Consider the following 15,315-nt stretch of genomic DNA (forward strand, 5'->3'; position numbering starts at 1 on the left):
ACGCTCCCACCTCCTCAGTGCTGCCACACCTGGACCCAGCGCACACCCAGCGCGGCCGAGTCGGTGCCGGCGGGCGGCGACTGCAGGTACCCGACGGCCAGGTTGATGACGATCTCCATGGCCACGTTCGGGATCCGCGAGGGGTCGGTGACCTGGAACCACTGCCTGCCGTCGATGTACCAGGTCACCGCGTCCGGCTCCCAGTCGACGGCGAAGACGTGGTAGCCGGAGGCGAAGTCGGTCGGCCCCCAGTTGTCGCCGACGTGCTGGTCGGATCCGTCGGCGCCGCGCCAGTGCAGGTTCATGTGGACGTACTGGCTGGTGTTGGGGAACTCGGCGACGTCGACCTCCGGCGGGGTGCCGCGGGTGTCGGCCGGGATCAGCCAGAAGGCGGGGAAGAAGCCGTCCGGGTTCGCCGGGACCTGGATCGAGGCGGCGAAGTAGCCGTAGGTGAAGGTGTGCCGCGGTTTGGCGTTCCAGCTGTCCCGGCCGGTGCTGATCATGCCGGAGACCCAGGGGTACGCCTTGCCGTCGCCGCCCGTGACGGCCCTGCGCTGCGCGGTGAGGGTGAGCCGGTCACCGCCGACCTTGACCTGGCCGGGCTGGTACCACTGCTGCTCGTGGTTGCCGGCGTTGGTACAGCCGTTGTCGTTCCAGTCGTAGCAGGTGGTCCAGGCCGACCGGTCGAGGGTGGATCCGGTGAACTCGTCCTGGAACGCCAGGCGCCAGCTGCCGGCGGCGGCCGGCTGGCCGGGCAGGGCTCCGCCGAGCTGTTCGGCGGCCGGGCCCGAACCCGGCTGCACCACCGCCGTCCTCGGCCCGGAGCCCGCGGTGGCGCCGGAACAGGCCGTGGCGAGGACCAGCAGGGCGGCCACCGCCATCCCGCCGGCGCCGCGCCGCAGCCGGCGCCGCCCCTTCCGCGAGCGGTCGGCCTGCGAGCGGTCGGCCTGCGAAGGCCCGGACCCCTCGGACCCGCCGGACCCGCCGGATCCGGGCCCGTCGGACCCTGACCCCGCGGACCCGGACCGATCCGCCCGGCCCGCCCGGGAGCGGCCCGGCCACGACCGGTGCGGCAGCAGGGCGAGCAGCGTGCCGACGACGGCCAGGACCGCGATCGCCCGGCCCGCGGTGAAGGCCCCGTAGCCCAGCAGCGCGACGGCGACCAGCGCCGCGAGCGCGGTGCTGATCGCGACCGCGAGCGAGGCCGCGGCGATCCGGTCCGGCCCGCCGGCCGTCCGGGCGATGGTCGGACGCGCCAGCAGCGCGGCCGTCCCCGGGCCGACCAGCAGGAAGCCGGCGGTCAGCGCGACCCGCAGCGGGTTGGCCGGCGGCAGCGCGGTGGCCGCCAGGGCCACCCAGCCGAAGAGGGCCAGCAGCAGGCGGGGCACGGTCCGCGGCGACGTCCTCATGGCTTCCCACTCTCGCTGAAGGGGCTCTCCGGGGCGACCGGGGTGGTGTGCCGGTACACCACCGCGTCGCCGTCGGTGAACACCACGCGCAGCGTGGACGAGGCCGAGGCGGCGGCCCTGACCCGGTCGACGGTGTCGGCGGGCAGGATGCCGGTCAGCTCGCACTCGGCGATCTGGGCCCTGGTCAGCACCAGGTAGGAGGGGCCGGTGATGGCCGGGTCGGCGAGCGCGGCCTCCACGGCCGCGGCGGGGTCGGTCAGCAGGTGCCGGCGGTCCTCGGGGGTGCCCAGGGCGAGCGCGGCCCGGCTGTGTTCGTCGTACCGCTCCTCGCCGCCGGGCAGGTCGGCGGTGACCGAGATGATCCGCGAGCCCGGCGGCGCGGTGTGCGCGACGTACCGCAGGGCGGCGACCTCGCCGGGGGTGAAGCTGTTCATCGACTCCTTGCTGTAGTAGCCGAAGAGCAGTCCGCCCAGCAGGGAGAACAGGACGGCCGTGGTGAGCCCCCAGTGGAGGACGGGCAGCGCCCGGCGCACCCCGCGCGGCCGGACGGGCGCCCGGGCGCCGGACGGGATCACCAGGGTGGCGGCCAGCAGGGCGGCGGCGGGCAGCGCGAACAGGTAGGCGCGGAAGACCATCTCGCCGCCGTAGTTGTTGGCGAGCAGCAGCGGGACGGGCGCGCACAGCAGCAGCGGCAGGTTGGTGCGGCGCACCCAGCGGTGCCGCACGACGGCCGCCACCGCCAGCAGCAGCACGGCCGCGGTCAGGCCGCGGTCGACCCAGGACGCGAACACCTGCGCGGCGGCGGGCTGGGCGAGCCGCTGCAGGCCGGGGAGGGCGTTGCTGTCGGGGGAGGCCAGGGCGGCGACCAGGTTGTCGATGTTCCTGGCCAGGTAGGGGCGCGCGACCGTGGCGTCCCAGGCGAAGGTGATGGCGACGGCGGCGGCCAGGGCGGGCAGCACCACCCGGCGGTTGCGGCGCCGCAGGGCGAGCATCAGCAGGGTGCTGATCAGCATCAGCGGGGTGAGCTGGTGCGAGCAGACGATGGCCGCGATCAGGACCAGCAGCAGGGCGAACGGCAGCGGCCGCCAGCCGGCCCGGGCGGGCGTGTCGGAGACCCAGGTCACCGCCCGTGCCCCGGTGCCCTCCCCCGGCGGCGCCCCGTCGGGGGGCTGCGCGGCGCGGGCGGCGGCCAGTCGGCGCAGCACCAGGGCGAGGACGGCGAGGAACAGCAGGTAGGTGAAGGCCTGCGGGGAGAAGTAGTCCTGCCCGACCCAGGAGGCGCTGAAGTAGATCCAGATCCCGCCCCAGACCAGTCGGCGGTCCTGGGTGACGGACCGGAAGACCAGCAGCAGCGGGCCGAGCAGCAGGACGTTGGCGAGCACCGGGTACCAGGCGGCGTAGCCCAGCGAGGAGTGCAGTCCGGTGGCGCGCAGCAGCAGGACGTTCAGCTGGAAGAAGCCGGGCCACTGGTTGTAGATGTCGAGTTCGCCGGCGTGCGGCACCGAGCCGTCGTGGCGCAGCATCGCGTCGACGACCATCACGTGCTTCCACGCCCAGGCGTAGCGCAGCGTCGGGTAGAGCAGGGTGGGTGTGGCGTGGATGAAGGCGATGAGCGCGAGGACGTAGCCGGCCGCCCAGCGCTGGCGGATCCGGGGGTCGTGCAGGACGGCGACGAATCCGGTGACGAGCAGGGCGAGGCCGGCCCAGTAGAGCACCGGCAGTACCTGGAGCAGGCCGAGGTCGCCCATCCGGTCGATCCGGACCCGGGGCAGGGCGAGCGCCCAGAGCAGCAGCGCCGCGGGCAGGGCGCCCCGGGCGAACAGGCCGAGCGGCCCGATCGGCTGCCCGCCGCCGCGCGGGCCGCGGGACGGTGCGTCCCCGCCCGCCGGGGTCCGGGCCCGGGTCACCTGGTCAACCATTGGAGGGCCTTCCGACCGGACTGCCGACGGCGGTGCGCAGTCGGCGGTAGTTGCGCCAGAGCCGCGTGTAGAGGCTCTCGGGGACGGGCCCGGTCCGGGCGCCCCGGCCGGCCGCCCAGTCGTGGAAGACCCGGTCGGGGGTGTCGCTGCGGACCATCAGCCGGCAGATCCGCAGGACGGAGTCGGACGCGGAGCTGAACTTGTTCTCGACCGCGGTGGCCGAGGTCCAGCCGGCCTCGCGGACCTTGCGCCGAACGGCGGGGCTGGAGTAGCCGTGCGGGTAGGCGAAGGCGCCGACCTCGTGGCCCAGGGCGTCCTCCAGGCGCTGTTTGCAGACGACGATCTCGTCGGTGCAGCGCTGCCCGTAGACGGTGTCCAGTTGGGCGTGGGTGACGGAGTGGCCGCCGATCTCGACGCCCATCGCGTCGAGGGTGGCGATCTGGCGCCAGTTCAGCATGTCCGCGGGCGGGAAGAGGCTGCCGGTGGGGCGGCCGCCCGGCGGGTGGACGGCGCCCACGGTGACGTAGAGGGTGGCGGGCAGGCCCCGCTCGGCGAGCAGCGGGGCGACCGTCCAGTAGAAGTCGGCGAAGCCGTCGTCGAAGGTGAGCACGGCCGCGCGGGGCGGCAGCGGCGGGCCGCCGAGGATCGCGGCGACGAGTCGGCGCAGGGGTACCACCGGCAGGCCGCTGTCGACGATCCAGTCGAGCTGTCGGCGGAACGTCTCGGGGGTCACGGTGTAGGGGGCGATCCACGGGGGCGGATTGTCGGACACCGAGTGGTAGAGGAAGACCGGTACCGCTCTCATGTCCGCCTCCCCGTCACGGATGGGCCGGCGGGGGCCGGGCGCCCGGTCGGGGCGGCGGAGCCGTCGGCCGGGCGGACCGGGCGGGCCAGTCGGCCGGTGGTGTATCCGACCGCCGCCAGGCAGGCGCCGGTTCCGAGGGCCGCGGCGGCCCGCAGCCGGCCTGCGCGCAGGGCGCTGCCGACGGCGGCGGGCAGGGTGTGGCGCACGTAGCGGCGCTCGCTGGAGAGGGCGGACCGGGTGCCCGCGTGCCGGGCGACGACGGCCTTGGAGCGGCCCTCGGCGTAGCAGCGGGCGCTGAAGTAGCGCCAGGTGGCGCGGGCCGGCGGGACGTGCTGGCGGACCACCGCGGCGGGTTCGTAGCGCAGTTCGCGGCCGGGGTGGCGGGCGGTCAGCCGCAGGCAGAGCTCGGTCTCCTCGCAGCCGAACGGGCTGGTGCCGATCCGGCCGAGGTCGCCGCGGAAGCCTCCGGCGGCGACCACCTCGGCGCGGCGGAAGGACATGTTGGCGCCGATGAAGTTGCGCACCGTGCCGGTGGCCTCGAGGGCGCCGGGGTAGGAGCAGCCGACCACCCAGTCGTACTCGGGCGGGAACCAGTCGGGGCGGCCGGTCTCCCACCAGGACTCGACCGGGCCTCCGACGCCGATCACCCGCTGGTCGCGGTAGGCGGCCAGCAGTCGGCCGGTCCAGTCGGGTGCGGCCACGGCGTCGTCGTCGAGGAAGGCGACCACCTCGCCGCGGGCGGTGCGGACGCCGGTGTTGCGGGCGCCCGAGACGCCCGGTTCCTCGGGGCTCTCCACCAGGCGCAGGCCCGGGCGGTCGGCCAGCCGGGCGGTGAGCTCGGGGCAGTGGTCCACCACGACGACGGTCTCGTCGGGCCTCAGCCGCTGGGCCTGGAGCGAGTCGAGGGCCGCGCACAGGTCCTCCCAGCGGTCGAGGGTGTAGCTGCAGACGACGACGGACAGGGTCGGCGAGCGCTCTTCGGTACCCGGACCGGGCTTCGGCACGGTGTTCATCACGATCTCCGATCGGGGGACGGAAGCCAGCGCGGGAGGGCGACCAGCAGCGGGAGGGCGAGGACCGTGCCGGCGAGCAGCCAGGCCAGGCCGACGCCGGTGAGGCCGAGGACCGGCAGCAGTACGGCGGTGAGTCCGATGACGAGGACCGCGTAGACGAGCTGCAGCCCGATCATCCAGCCGAGGGCGCGGCGTACCCGCGCCACGTCGGTGGCCATGCTCAGCACGACGTTCGGCAGTGCGGAGAGGGCCATCAGCCGCAGCACCGTGGTGCCGTGCTCGGCGTATCCGGGGCCGAACAGCTGGAGCAGCCAGGGCGCTCCGGCGACGATCACGACGACGGCGCCGAGCACCAGCAGTCCGGTGTGGCGCAGCATCCGGCGGGCGTGCTCGGAGAGCCGGTCGGGGCGGTCCGCGGCCTCCACGACCAGTGAGCTGCCCATGCTGTAGGCGGCCATGTAGAGGCTGTCGGCGATCACCCAGGCGAGCGAGTAGTAGGCGTTCTGCTCGGCGCCGAGCATGGCGAGGACCATCAGCGGCACGACGCTGCAGGCGGCGATGCCGGAGATGTTGCCCAGGTAGTCCGCCATCGCGTACCGGGCCACCCGCGGGGGCGCCGGTGCGCTCTCGCCGGCCGCCCGCTGGTGGGCCGGGATCGCCCGGCGGAACAGCACGACGTTGGTGAGCAGGACGGTGACCAGCAGGGCCGCCGCCCAGGAGACGAGGATGCCGGTGCCGACGGCGAGCACGGTGCAGACGGCGAGTGCGCCGGCCTTGGCGACGGCGAACATCGCGTTCTCGCCGAGGACCCAGCCGGTGCGCCGCAGCCCGGTGAGGGCGCCGTCCTGGAGGACGAACAGCGAGTAGCCGGCGGTGACGACGACGAACGCGACGGCCATCACCGGTTGGCGCAGCGAGTCCAGGCTCGGGGAGAGCCAGGGGATCAGCAGCAGGAAGAGGATCGCGGCGAGGCCGCTGGCGAGGATGCTGGCGAGGTAGCAGCGCATCACCAGCCGGCGGGTGTGCCGGCCGGCGCCGGGCAGGAAGCGCACCAGGACGCTGCTGAGGTTGAAGCGGCCGAGGGCGGACAGCAGCCCGGCGGCGGAGACGGCGGCGTAGCTGAGGCCGACCGTCTCGGCGCTGTACCAGCGGGTGGCGAACACCCAGAAGACGGCGCCGAGGGCGGCCGCGACGACCGAGCTGGCGAGCAGCATGTGGCCGTTGCGCAGCAGCGGCTCGCCGTCCAGGTGGACCCGGCCGGCCCGGACCCTGGCCCGCAGCAGGGCCGGGTAGGAGCACTGGCAGGGCAGCGGCAGCGGGCAGGAGCAGGGCCGCCGCGCGGGGGCGGTGGTCCGGGTGCTGAGGAGTTGCATCAGGACCAGTCCTCGGCCCGGAACCTGTGGTCCTGCCGGAGGCTGACCAGGTAGCTGAAGGGGCCGTAGCACAGGCCGCGCAGTTCGAGCCGGCCGAGCCGGGCCAGGGCCGGGTCGGGGGCGTCGGCCGGTCCGGCGGTGGCCCGGCGCAGGGTGTACCGGGCGCCGGCCGGGAGTCGGCGGAGCAGTTCGGCGAGCAGGCCGGGCCGGTGGGTGACGGCGGCGGTCAGGTAGGCGCCGAGGCCGGTGCCGAAGCCCTGGATCTGGGCGTCGAGCGCCGCCATGGTGCGCCGGTGCCGGTGCCAGACGACGGCGTCCGGCCGGTAGCCCAGGGTGTGTCCGGCGACCAGGACGCGCAGGAAGGCGAGCAGGTCCTCGCCGCCGCGGGTCGGGGTGCCGGCGCCGGTCGCCGGGTCGAAGCCGCCGATGCCGCGGATGACGGAGGTGCGGAAGGCCATGTTGGCGCCGGTGCCGAAGCGGCCGGCCGCGAACGGGAAGAGCGGGTCGCGGCGGTTGGCGCGCAGCGACCAGTCGCGGGCGGTGAAGCCCTTGCCGAAGCCGCAGTACCGTTCGAAGACCGCCTGGGCCTCGGTGTCGAGTTCGGCGGGGACGACCAGGCCGGTGACGCAGGAGATCCGGCGGTCGGTGCGGAAGGCCGTGGCGAGGGCGCTCACCCAGCCGGGGTCGGCCAGCGCGTCGTCGTCGGTGAAGGCCACGAACTCGCCGCGGGCGGCGGACAGGCCGCGGTTGCGGGCCCGGGACAGGCCCGGGACGGGCTCGCGCAGGTAGCGCAGCCGGCCGGGGGCGAGGGTGCGCACGAGCCGCTCGGTGGCGTCGTCCTCGGGGGCGTTGTCGACGACCAGGAACTCGGCGGCGGGGTAGTCGGTGCGCAGCAGCGCGCTCAGGCTGTCGCCGAGCAGGGTGGGCCGTCCTCGGGTGCAGACGATGACGCTGACCAGCGGGGCGGGGGCGGGCGGGGGCGCCGGTGCGGCGGCGGGCGGCCCGGTGGCGAGGTCCCGTTCGGCCGCCTCGACGAGGCGGTGGCGCAGCTCGGCGCAGTCCCGGGGGCCATCCGGCCCGGTGTCCGGGGCGAGGGTGACCAGGCCGATGGGTCGGCCGGCCCGGCGGACCAGGGCCACGATGGACCCCTGCGGGCGGACCGGGGCCGTGAAACCGGGCCGCCACGGCCCACCGGGCCGGTCGAGATCGAGTTCGACCACCTGCGCGGGGACGGGCAGGGCGGTGGCCGGTCGCGTGGTGGCCGACAGCGCGGTGGCCGTGCCGCCGGTCATGACGCACCTCCGGTGCGCGCGCGGTGGTCGCCGGTCCGCACGGTGTGCTCGTGCCAGAGGCTGAGCAGGTAGCCGAACGGGCCGACCAGGAGGCCGCGGAACTCGCGGCGCCCCAGGCCCAGCAGGACGGACTCGCCGTCGGCCGGACCGGAGCGGGCGCGGTGGTGGCGTACGGTCTGCCACCGCCGCAGGCCGCCGGGCACCCGCCGCAGCAGTGCGGTGAGCATGCCGGGGCGGTGCGAGACGGCCGCGGTCAGGTAGGCGCCGAAGCCGACGCCGAAGTTGAACACCTGCCGGGTCAGCGCGTCGCAGGTGCGCGGGTGGCGGTGCCAGACGATGGCGTCGGGCTGGTAGGCGACGGTGTGGCCGGCGTCGAGGGTCTGGAAGAAGGCCAGCAGTTCCTCGCCGCCGCGGGCCGGGGTGCCGGCGCCGGTCGCCGGGTCGAACCCGCCGATGCCGCGCAGGACGGCCGTCCGGAAGGCCATGTTGGCGCCGGAGCCGAAGCGGCCGACCGAGAACCGCATCAGCGGGTCGTCCGGGCGCTCGCGCAGCGACCAGTCGCGGGCGGCGAAGCCGCGCGAGTAGCCGCCGTACTGTTCGAGGGCGGCCTGCGCCGGGGTGTCGAGCTCGGCCGGCAGGACGAGCCCGGTGACGCAGCCGATCCGGTCGTCCGCGCCGAAGGCGTCGGCCAGCGCCTCCACCCAGGCGCCGTCGATGATCAGGTCGTCGTCGGCGAACGCCACCACCTCGCCGCGCACCTCTGACAGTCCGCGGTTGCGGGCCCGGGAGAGGCCCGGCACCGGCTCGCGCAGGTACCGGACGCGGTTGCGGTACCGCGTGGCGACGAGGCGTTCGGTGGCGTCGCTCTGCGGGGCGTTGTCGACGACCAGGATCTCCGTGTGCGGATAGCCGTTCCGCAGCAGGGAGTCCAGGCAGCTCCGCAGTTGATCGGTCCGGTTGCGGGTGCAGATCACCACGCTGACCGTGACCGGGCCCGCGGGCACCCGGGCGCGGCCGACCCGACCGGGACGCGCCGCGGGTGTCGCGGTGGACAGGGCGGGAACGCGAAGTTCCCGGTGAGCGGCGTCGACCAGCGCCCGGCGCAGCGCGGCACCTTCGCCGGCTGTTCCGGTGGCCTTGACCAAGCCGAGCGGGTGTCCGTGCAGTCGCACCAACGCCAACACGCGGCCGGCCGGGTCGACTGTGCCGAGACCGCCGGGCGGGCGCAGCCCGCTCGGTTCGTCCAGATCCAGCTCGACGACGCGGACGGGGGTGTAGAGCGAGTCGCGGGCGGCAGGGCGCGGGCAGGCAGCTGCGGTGCGCCGGTCGGAGCCATTCATCATCGCTCCCCCGTGGAGGCGGCCGCCGAGGACCGGGCGCCGGGACGCTCGGAGATCAGGGTCCGCAGCACCCGGCGTCCGTCGGAGACGGCGTGCAGGTGGGATCGACCGCTGCGGCGGGGAAGTTCGAGGCTCGGCACCTCGGCGATCCGCAGTCCCGAACGCAGCGCGTGCGCGATCATCTCGGCCTCGATCTCGAAGCCGGTGGCGCGCAGGTCGAGGGCGTCCAGGAAGGAGCGGCGGAACGCACAGTAGCCGTAGCACAGGTCGGTGAGGCCCGCGTCGTAGAGGCGGTTGACGACGGCGAGCAGGGCGCGGTTGCCGAGCGAGCGGATCCTGGTGAGGTCCAGCGAGCCGCCGCCGGCGATGCACCGGGAGCCTTTGACGAAGTCGAAGCCGTGATCGAGGAAGTGCAGGAAGTGCGGGATCTCGCCGGGCCACATGGAGCCGTCGGCGTCCATCATGACGACGTACTCGCCGGTGGCGGCGGCGAAGCCGGTCCGCAGGGCGTTGCCCTTGCCCGGTCCGCGCTGCTCGACGCTGCGCACGGTCGGCAGGCAGTGCCGGGCCATCGGGACGGTGGCGTCCACGGACGATCCGTCGACCAGGATGACCTCGTCGACGCAGCGCGGGATCTGCTCGAACACCCAGGGGATGTTGCGGGCCTCGTTCCGGGCGGGGACGACCAGGCTGACGCTGTGTCTGCTGACGGCGCCGTCCCCGGCTCGGCGCATCGGACGCCGGAGGGTGACCTGGTCGCCGGCCCGCCGCAGCGGATGGCCGTCAGGCGCGTACGCGAGGACGTGAGGAGGCAGGGCGGTACTCATCGGGGGCGGCCTCTCCGGGGGAGGCGGCGGGCGGCGCCGGAGAGCGGCGCGGCCCCTGGTGACGGGGCGGTCCCGCGGCGCGACGGAAAGCGCCGGGGCGGGGCCCCGGGAGGGAAGTCCCTGAGGGGGACGAACTACGGAGAGCGACCGTGGCGGCGGGTGGAGTGCGGGCCGCCGGGCTCTCGGGCGCCTGGGCGCCGGTGTGTCGAACTGGCCAACGTGCCTCCCGCACCGGGGGTGCGGGGTGTGCCAGGGCCTCATCGTGCCCAGGTGACCGGCGTCACGTCAAGGGGGTTTGTCCTGTTACTTTCCGTTTTTGCCGAAATCCTGACCGGGCGACTCCGGAGCGGCGTCGGCGCCACGTCGGCGCGGCGTCGGCGCCGCCCGGGCCGGGGCAGCGGTTCAGCCCCGGCCCGGTTCAGCTCTGGACCGGCCGGCCCCGGCCCGGTTCAGCTCTGGACCGGCCGGCCCTCCGGCTCCTCGGCGATCCGGCGGGCGATCTCGCCGGGCCGCACCGGGCGGCCGAAGTGCCAGCCCTGCGCCCAGTCGCAGCCGATCGTGCGCAGCCGCTCGGCGTCCCGCCGGGTCTCCACCCCCTCGGCCGTGACGGTCAGGTTGAGCGCGTGCGCCATCGACACCAGGCCGCTGACGATCCGCCAGCCGGTGGACTCGTCCTTGGCCGGGTCGTGCAGGTCGCCGACGAAGGAGCCGGCGATCTTCAGTCCGGAGACCGGCAGGTCGCGCAGGTAGGCGAGGTTGGACCAGCCGGTGCCGAAGTCGTCCACGGCGAGCGAGACGCCGAGGCCGACCAACCCGTGCAGGGTGCGCAGCGCCTCGTCCTCGGGGCCGACCACGGTGGACTCGGTGATCTCCAGCTGGAGCAGGCCCGGGTCCAGTCCGGTCTCGTCGAGGATCCGCCCGAGGTCGGCCACCAGGGCGGCACTGCGGGCCTGACGGACGGCCAGGTTGACGTTGAGCTGCGGTGCGTCGGCGCCGAACCGCTTGGCCCAGTCGGCGGCCTGGCCGCAGGCCTGCTCCAGCACCCAGCGGCCGAGCGGCATGATCAGGCCGGTCTCCTCGGCGGTGGTGACGAACTCGTCCGGACCGAGCACGCCGAGCTGCGGGTGGCGCCAGCGCACCAGCGCCTCGACGGCGGCGAGCCGGCCGTCGGCCAGCGCGTACAGCGGCTGGTAGTCGATGAAGAACTCGCCCCGGTCCAGGGCGGCGGGCATCCGCACCGAGACGGCGTAGCGGCTGACCGCGCGGGCGTTGGCCTTGGGGTCGAACAGCGTCCAGCGGCCGCGCCCGGCCTCCTTGGCGCGGTACAGCGTCAGGTCGGCGGCCCGGACGGCGGCCCCGGGGGTGGTGGTGGAGACCCTGCGTTCCAGGACGCCCACGCTGGCGCCGACGGCCAGCTTGTGGTCGCCGATCAGGACCGGCCCGGCCAGCGCCTTGAGGACGGTCTTGGCGGCGGCGACGGCCTCCTGCTCGCCCCGGCAGTTCTCCAGCAGCACCACGAACTCGTCGCCGCCGAGCCGGGCCACCAGGTGTCCGAGCGGGGTGAGCGCCGCCTTCAGCCGGGCGGCGACGGCGGAGAGCAGCTGGTCGCCGGTGTCGTGGCCGAGGCTGTCGTTGACCACCTTGAAGCCGTCGAGGTCCACGTAGCAGAGCCCGAACCGGGCGCCCGGGTCGGGTTCCTCGAAGAGCTTCTCCAACCGTTCGAAGAAGGCCGCGCGGTTGGGCAGGCCGGTCAGCGGGTCGTGGGTGGCCTGGTGGCGCAGCCGCTCCTGGAGCCGGTAGCGGTCGGTGATGTCCTCCAGCATCGCCACCTGGTACTGCGGGCGGCCGTCGTCGTCGCGGATCAGCGAGACCGTCAGGTGCGTCCAGACCACCTCGCCGTCGTGCCGGTAGTACGGCTTGTCGAACTGGAAGTAGTCCCGCTTGCCGCTGATCAGCTCCTCGTACGCCTCCCAGACGCCCGGGGTGTCCTCGGGGTGGACGAGGTCGCCGACGCGCCGGCCCCGCATGTCCTCCGGGCCGGCCCCGAACAGCTCCTGCAGGGCGCGGTTGACGGCCAGGATGTTGCCCTCGGTGTCGCCGATGCCGATGCCGATCGCGGCGCTCTCGAACAGGGCGCGGAACCGGGCCTCGGAGACGCGCAGGGCCCGCTCGGCGTCCAGCCGGGCGGAGTCGGCGGCGGTGCGGATCGCCTCCTGCTCCCGCAGCGTGCGCTCGCGCAGGGCGGCGGCCCAGCCGGCCGCGAACGCGCCGCACAGGGCGGGCCCGCGGCCGTCCACGGCCGGCTGCTCCTGGAGCAGCTCGACCGCCCGGGCCAGCACCACCGGGTCGGTGAAGTGCGCCTCGACCAGCTCGGCGCCGGCCTGCGAGGCCAGCAGCGGCTCGAAGGGGTCGTCCTGCTGGGCGCGGTGGAGCAGCGCGGCGGTCCTGGACACCAGCCGGCCGAGCAGGCCGGGGTGGACCGCCGTGCCGTGGTCACCGGAGAGCAGCCGCGCCCAGTCCTCGTGGAACCGTTCGGCGCTGCTGGGAACCGGTGTTCCGGTCACGGACGGAACCCCACGCCCGCCACCCCGGTCATCCGCTCCGGGTGCTGCCCGACGGCCTCCGGCAGGTCGGGGCGCCACTGCGGCAGGTAGACGACGCCGGGCTCGACCAGTTCGAAGCCGGCGAACATCGCGCTGATCTGCTCGTGGGTGCGCATGGTGAGCGGGGTGGGCGTCATCCGGTACAGCTTCTGGTGGTCCTCCGCCTGGTCCGGGCGGCCCTCCAGGGAGGCGTGCGAGAGGACCAGCGCGCTGCCCGGCGGCAGCGCGTCGCGCAGGACCGCGACCAGCTTCCAGGGGTCCTCGGCGTCGCTGACGAAGTGCAGGACGGCGACCAGCAGCACCGCCACCGGCTCGCCGGCCGCCAGCATCGCCGTCACCTCGGGGCGGCTCATCAGGTCGTCGATGTCCCGCAGGTCGGCCTGGACGGCGCAGCTGTGACGGTCGCCCTCCAGCAGCAGCCGGCTGTGCGCGACGGCCACCGGGTCGCGGTCGATGTAGACCACCTCGGCCTCGGGGCGGATCGCCCGGGCGATCTCGTGCACGGAGCCGAAGGTGGGGATGCCGGAGCCGATGTCCAGGAAGCGGGTGATGCCCTGTTCGGCGGTGAACTGCACGGCGCGGCGCAGGAACGCCCGGTTGGAGCGCATGATCTGGGGCAGCTCCGGCCACAGGGCGATCGCCTTGCGGGCCATCTCCCGGTCCACCTCGAAGTTGTGCGACCCGCCGAGGTAGTAGTCGTAGACCCGCGCGGCGTTCGGTTTGTCCAGGTCCGTGCCCTCCGGTACCCAGTTCGCTCGCCGCATCCTCGGGACTCCTTCGCTCCGGTTATGGGGGTGCAGCCGACTCACGAGGCGGCTGTGACAGATGAGACTACAAGCACAAAAGATCCTCCTCTGCACGCCGAACGCGTGCAAGCGGAGTCGCCCACTCCTTCCGCCCGCACCCCCCGCACTGCCGGGGCGGCCTCCGGGCCGGAGAATGGACCCGATGGCCGGACGCATCGAGGACTACGCCCTCATCGGTGACCTGCAGACCGCCGCCCTGGTCGGACGGGACGGTTCGGTCGACTGGCTGTGCCTGCCCCGGTTCGACTCCCCCAGCTGCTTCGCCGGACTGCTCGGCGACCAGCGGCACGGCGGCTGGCGGCTGGCCCCGGTCGGCGCCGGCCACTGTTCGACCCGCCGCTACCGGGGCGACACCCTGGTCCTGGAGAGTGAGTGGCACACCGTCTCCGGCTCCGTCCGGGTCGTCGACTTCATGCCGCAGCGCGGCCAGGGCGGCCGGCGCGCCCCGCAGCTGATCCGGATCGTCGAGGGGCTCAGCGGCAGCGTCCCGATGCGCGGCGAACTGCGGCTGCGCTTCAACCACGGCCGGATCGACCCCTGGGTGCGCCGCACCGGCCGCCACCGGGTCGCCGTCGCCGGGCCGGACTCGGCCTGGCTGCGGGTGCCGAACGGCGTCCACACCTACGGGGTCGACGGGGTCACCGCCTCGGACTTCACCGCCACCGCCGGGTGCAGCGTCCCGTTCGTCCTCACCTGGCAGCCCTCCCACCTGGCCACCACCCCGCGCACCGACCCCGACCAGGCCCTGCTGGACACCGTCCGCGACTGGCAGCACTGGGCGGCCGGCTGCCGCTACCGCGGCGAGTGGCAGGGCGCCGTCCTGCGCTCGCTGATCACCCTCAAGGCGCTCGCCTACGCCCCCACCGGCGGCATCGTCGCCGCCCCCACCGCCTCGCTGCCCGAGCGGATCGGCGGGCTGCGCAACTGGGACTACCGGTTCTGCTGGCTGCGCGACTCCTCGATGACGCTCTCCGCCCTGCTGCGCGGCGGATTCCGCGAGGAGGCCGCCGCCTGGCGCCACTGGCTGCTGCGTGCCATCGCCGGCGACCCGCGCGACCTGCAGACCGTGTACGGGGTGGCCGGGGAGCGCGTGCTCGGCGAGACCGTCGCGCACTGGCTGCCCGGCTACGAGGGCTCCCGGCCCGTCCGGTTCGGCAACGCCGCCGTCGACCAGCTCCAACTCGACGTCTACGGCGAGGTGGTGGACACCCTGCACCTCGCGCTGCTGGCCGGGATCCCGATGGAGCGACACGTCTGGAGCCTGCTGCGGGCCCTGATGGCCTACCTCGAACAGCACTGGCGGGAGCCCGACGAGGGCCTGTGGGAGGTGCGCAGCGGTCGCCGGCACTTCGTCCACTCCAAGGTGATGGCCTGGGTCGCCGCCGACCGGGCGATCCGGATGGCCGAGGCCACCGGCCTGCCGGCGCCGGTCGACCGGTGGCGGGCGATGCGGGACGCCGTGCACGCCGACGTCTGCGCGCACGGCTACGACCCGCGGCTCGGCGTGTTCGTCCAGCACTACGGCGGCCAGGGGCTGGACGCGGCCACCCTGTTCGTCGTCAAGAGCGGCTTCCTGCCGCCGGACGACCCGCGGGTGGTGCGCACGGTGGACGCGGTCCGCGAGGGCCTCGACCACGGCGGGCTGGTCCGCCGCTACCAGGCGCACCAGCGCACCGACGGCCTGCCCGGCGGCGAGGGCGCCTTCCTGGCCTGCTCGTTCTGGCTCGCCGACGCGCTGGCCGCCACCGGGCGGCCGGACGAGGCGCGCGAGCTGTTCGCCCGGGTGGTCGGGCTCGGCAACGACCTCGGGCTGCTCTCCGAGGAGTGGGATCCGCGCGCCCGCCGCCAACTCGGCAACACCCCGCAGGCGTTCACGCATGTCGCGTTGGTCAACACCGCCTTCACGCTGGCCGAGCCCGCCTAGGCTG

General features: G+C 74.7%; 11 protein-coding genes. 1 reads left to right on the forward strand and 10 read right to left on the reverse strand.

The annotated features are described in order from the left end of the window. Nucleotides 1–14: 14 nt before the first annotated feature. The 10 genes from ACGFZP_RS11865 to ACGFZP_RS11910 all read right to left on the reverse strand — a co-directional run bounded on the left by ACGFZP_RS11865 (nt 15) and on the right by ACGFZP_RS11910 (nt 13,345). Nucleotides 15–1,409, reverse strand: coding sequence for a family 16 glycosylhydrolase (locus ACGFZP_RS11865; RefSeq protein WP_392931214.1), 1,395 nt, complete (start codon nt 1,407–1,409; stop codon nt 15–17). Further along, complete coding sequence (locus tag ACGFZP_RS11870; protein WP_392931215.1) at nt 1,406–3,328, reverse strand: glycosyltransferase; 1,923 nt, start codon at nt 3,326–3,328, stop codon at nt 1,406–1,408. The genes ACGFZP_RS11865 and ACGFZP_RS11870 overlap by 4 nt, the downstream gene beginning before the upstream one ends. After that, nucleotides 3,321–4,133 (reverse strand): polysaccharide deacetylase family protein, encoded by an 813-nt coding sequence (locus ACGFZP_RS11875; RefSeq protein WP_392931217.1) that lies wholly within the window; start codon nt 4,131–4,133, stop codon nt 3,321–3,323. Before ACGFZP_RS11875 ends, ACGFZP_RS11870 begins: the two co-directional genes overlap by 8 nt. Beyond that, complete coding sequence (locus tag ACGFZP_RS11880; RefSeq protein ID WP_392931218.1) at nt 4,130–5,146, reverse strand: glycosyltransferase family 2 protein; 1,017 nt, start codon at nt 5,144–5,146, stop codon at nt 4,130–4,132. The genes ACGFZP_RS11875 and ACGFZP_RS11880 overlap by 4 nt, the downstream gene beginning before the upstream one ends. After that, entirely contained in the window at nt 5,146–6,519 is a 1,374-nt protein-coding gene (locus tag ACGFZP_RS11885; protein WP_392931220.1) for a lipopolysaccharide biosynthesis protein, read from the reverse strand. Before ACGFZP_RS11885 ends, ACGFZP_RS11880 begins: the two co-directional genes overlap by 1 nt. Then, nucleotides 6,519–7,811, reverse strand: a complete 1,293-nt coding sequence (locus ACGFZP_RS11890; RefSeq protein WP_392931221.1) for a glycosyltransferase family 2 protein — start codon at nt 7,809–7,811, stop codon at nt 6,519–6,521. The genes ACGFZP_RS11885 and ACGFZP_RS11890 overlap by 1 nt, the downstream gene beginning before the upstream one ends. Then, nucleotides 7,808–9,154: a glycosyltransferase family 2 protein gene (locus ACGFZP_RS11895; protein ID WP_392931223.1), complete on the reverse strand. Its 1,347-nt coding sequence runs from the start codon at nt 9,152–9,154 to the stop codon at nt 7,808–7,810. Before ACGFZP_RS11895 ends, ACGFZP_RS11890 begins: the two co-directional genes overlap by 4 nt. Further along, the gene (locus tag ACGFZP_RS11900) at nt 9,151–9,978 is read right to left on the reverse strand and encodes a glycosyltransferase family 2 protein (protein WP_392931225.1); all 828 of its coding nucleotides are present in this window, start codon (nt 9,976–9,978) and stop codon (nt 9,151–9,153) included. The genes ACGFZP_RS11895 and ACGFZP_RS11900 overlap by 4 nt, the downstream gene beginning before the upstream one ends. Nucleotides 9,979–10,427: 449 nt before the next feature. Beyond that, a complete protein-coding gene (locus ACGFZP_RS11905) occupies nt 10,428–12,542 on the reverse strand; it encodes a putative bifunctional diguanylate cyclase/phosphodiesterase (protein WP_392931227.1) in 2,115 nt (704 codons plus the stop codon). Continuing rightward, nucleotides 12,539–13,345: an SAM-dependent methyltransferase gene (locus tag ACGFZP_RS11910; protein WP_392931229.1), complete on the reverse strand. Its 807-nt coding sequence runs from the start codon at nt 13,343–13,345 to the stop codon at nt 12,539–12,541. Before ACGFZP_RS11910 ends, ACGFZP_RS11905 begins: the two co-directional genes overlap by 4 nt. Nucleotides 13,346–13,529: 184 nt before the next feature. On the opposite strand from ACGFZP_RS11910, the gene ACGFZP_RS11915 reads away from it, so the two are divergent. Then, nucleotides 13,530–15,311, forward strand: coding sequence for a glycoside hydrolase family 15 protein (locus ACGFZP_RS11915; RefSeq protein ID WP_392931230.1), 1,782 nt, complete (start codon nt 13,530–13,532; stop codon nt 15,309–15,311). Nucleotides 15,312–15,315 lie beyond the last annotated feature (4 nt).

Origin of the sequence: Kitasatospora sp. NPDC048239 (assembly GCF_043202015.1) — a bacterium.
GTDB lineage: Bacteria > Actinomycetota > Actinomycetes > Streptomycetales > Streptomycetaceae > Kitasatospora.

Coding starts and splice junctions, on each gene's coding strand:
- ACGFZP_RS11885 (WP_392931220.1), bottom strand. CDS start 6,519: ATGCAACTCCTCAGCACCCGGACCACCGCCCCCGCGCGGCGGCCCTGC.
- ACGFZP_RS11875 (WP_392931217.1), bottom strand. CDS start 4,133: ATGAGAGCGGTACCGGTCTTCCTCTACCACTCGGTGTCCGACAATCCG.
- ACGFZP_RS11895 (WP_392931223.1), bottom strand. CDS start 9,154: ATGATGAATGGCTCCGACCGGCGCACCGCAGCTGCCTGCCCGCGCCCT.
- ACGFZP_RS11900 (WP_392931225.1), bottom strand. CDS start 9,978: ATGAGTACCGCCCTGCCTCCTCACGTCCTCGCGTACGCGCCTGACGGC.
- ACGFZP_RS11910 (WP_392931229.1), bottom strand. CDS start 13,345: ATGCGGCGAGCGAACTGGGTACCGGAGGGCACGGACCTGGACAAACCG.
- ACGFZP_RS11870 (WP_392931215.1), bottom strand. CDS start 3,328: ATGGTTGACCAGGTGACCCGGGCCCGGACCCCGGCGGGCGGGGACGCA.
- ACGFZP_RS11890 (WP_392931221.1), bottom strand. CDS start 7,811: ATGACCGGCGGCACGGCCACCGCGCTGTCGGCCACCACGCGACCGGCC.
- ACGFZP_RS11915 (WP_392931230.1), top strand. CDS start 13,530: ATGGCCGGACGCATCGAGGACTACGCCCTCATCGGTGACCTGCAGACC.
- ACGFZP_RS11865 (WP_392931214.1), bottom strand. CDS start 1,409: ATGAGGACGTCGCCGCGGACCGTGCCCCGCCTGCTGCTGGCCCTCTTC.
- ACGFZP_RS11880 (WP_392931218.1), bottom strand. CDS start 5,146: ATGAACACCGTGCCGAAGCCCGGTCCGGGTACCGAAGAGCGCTCGCCG.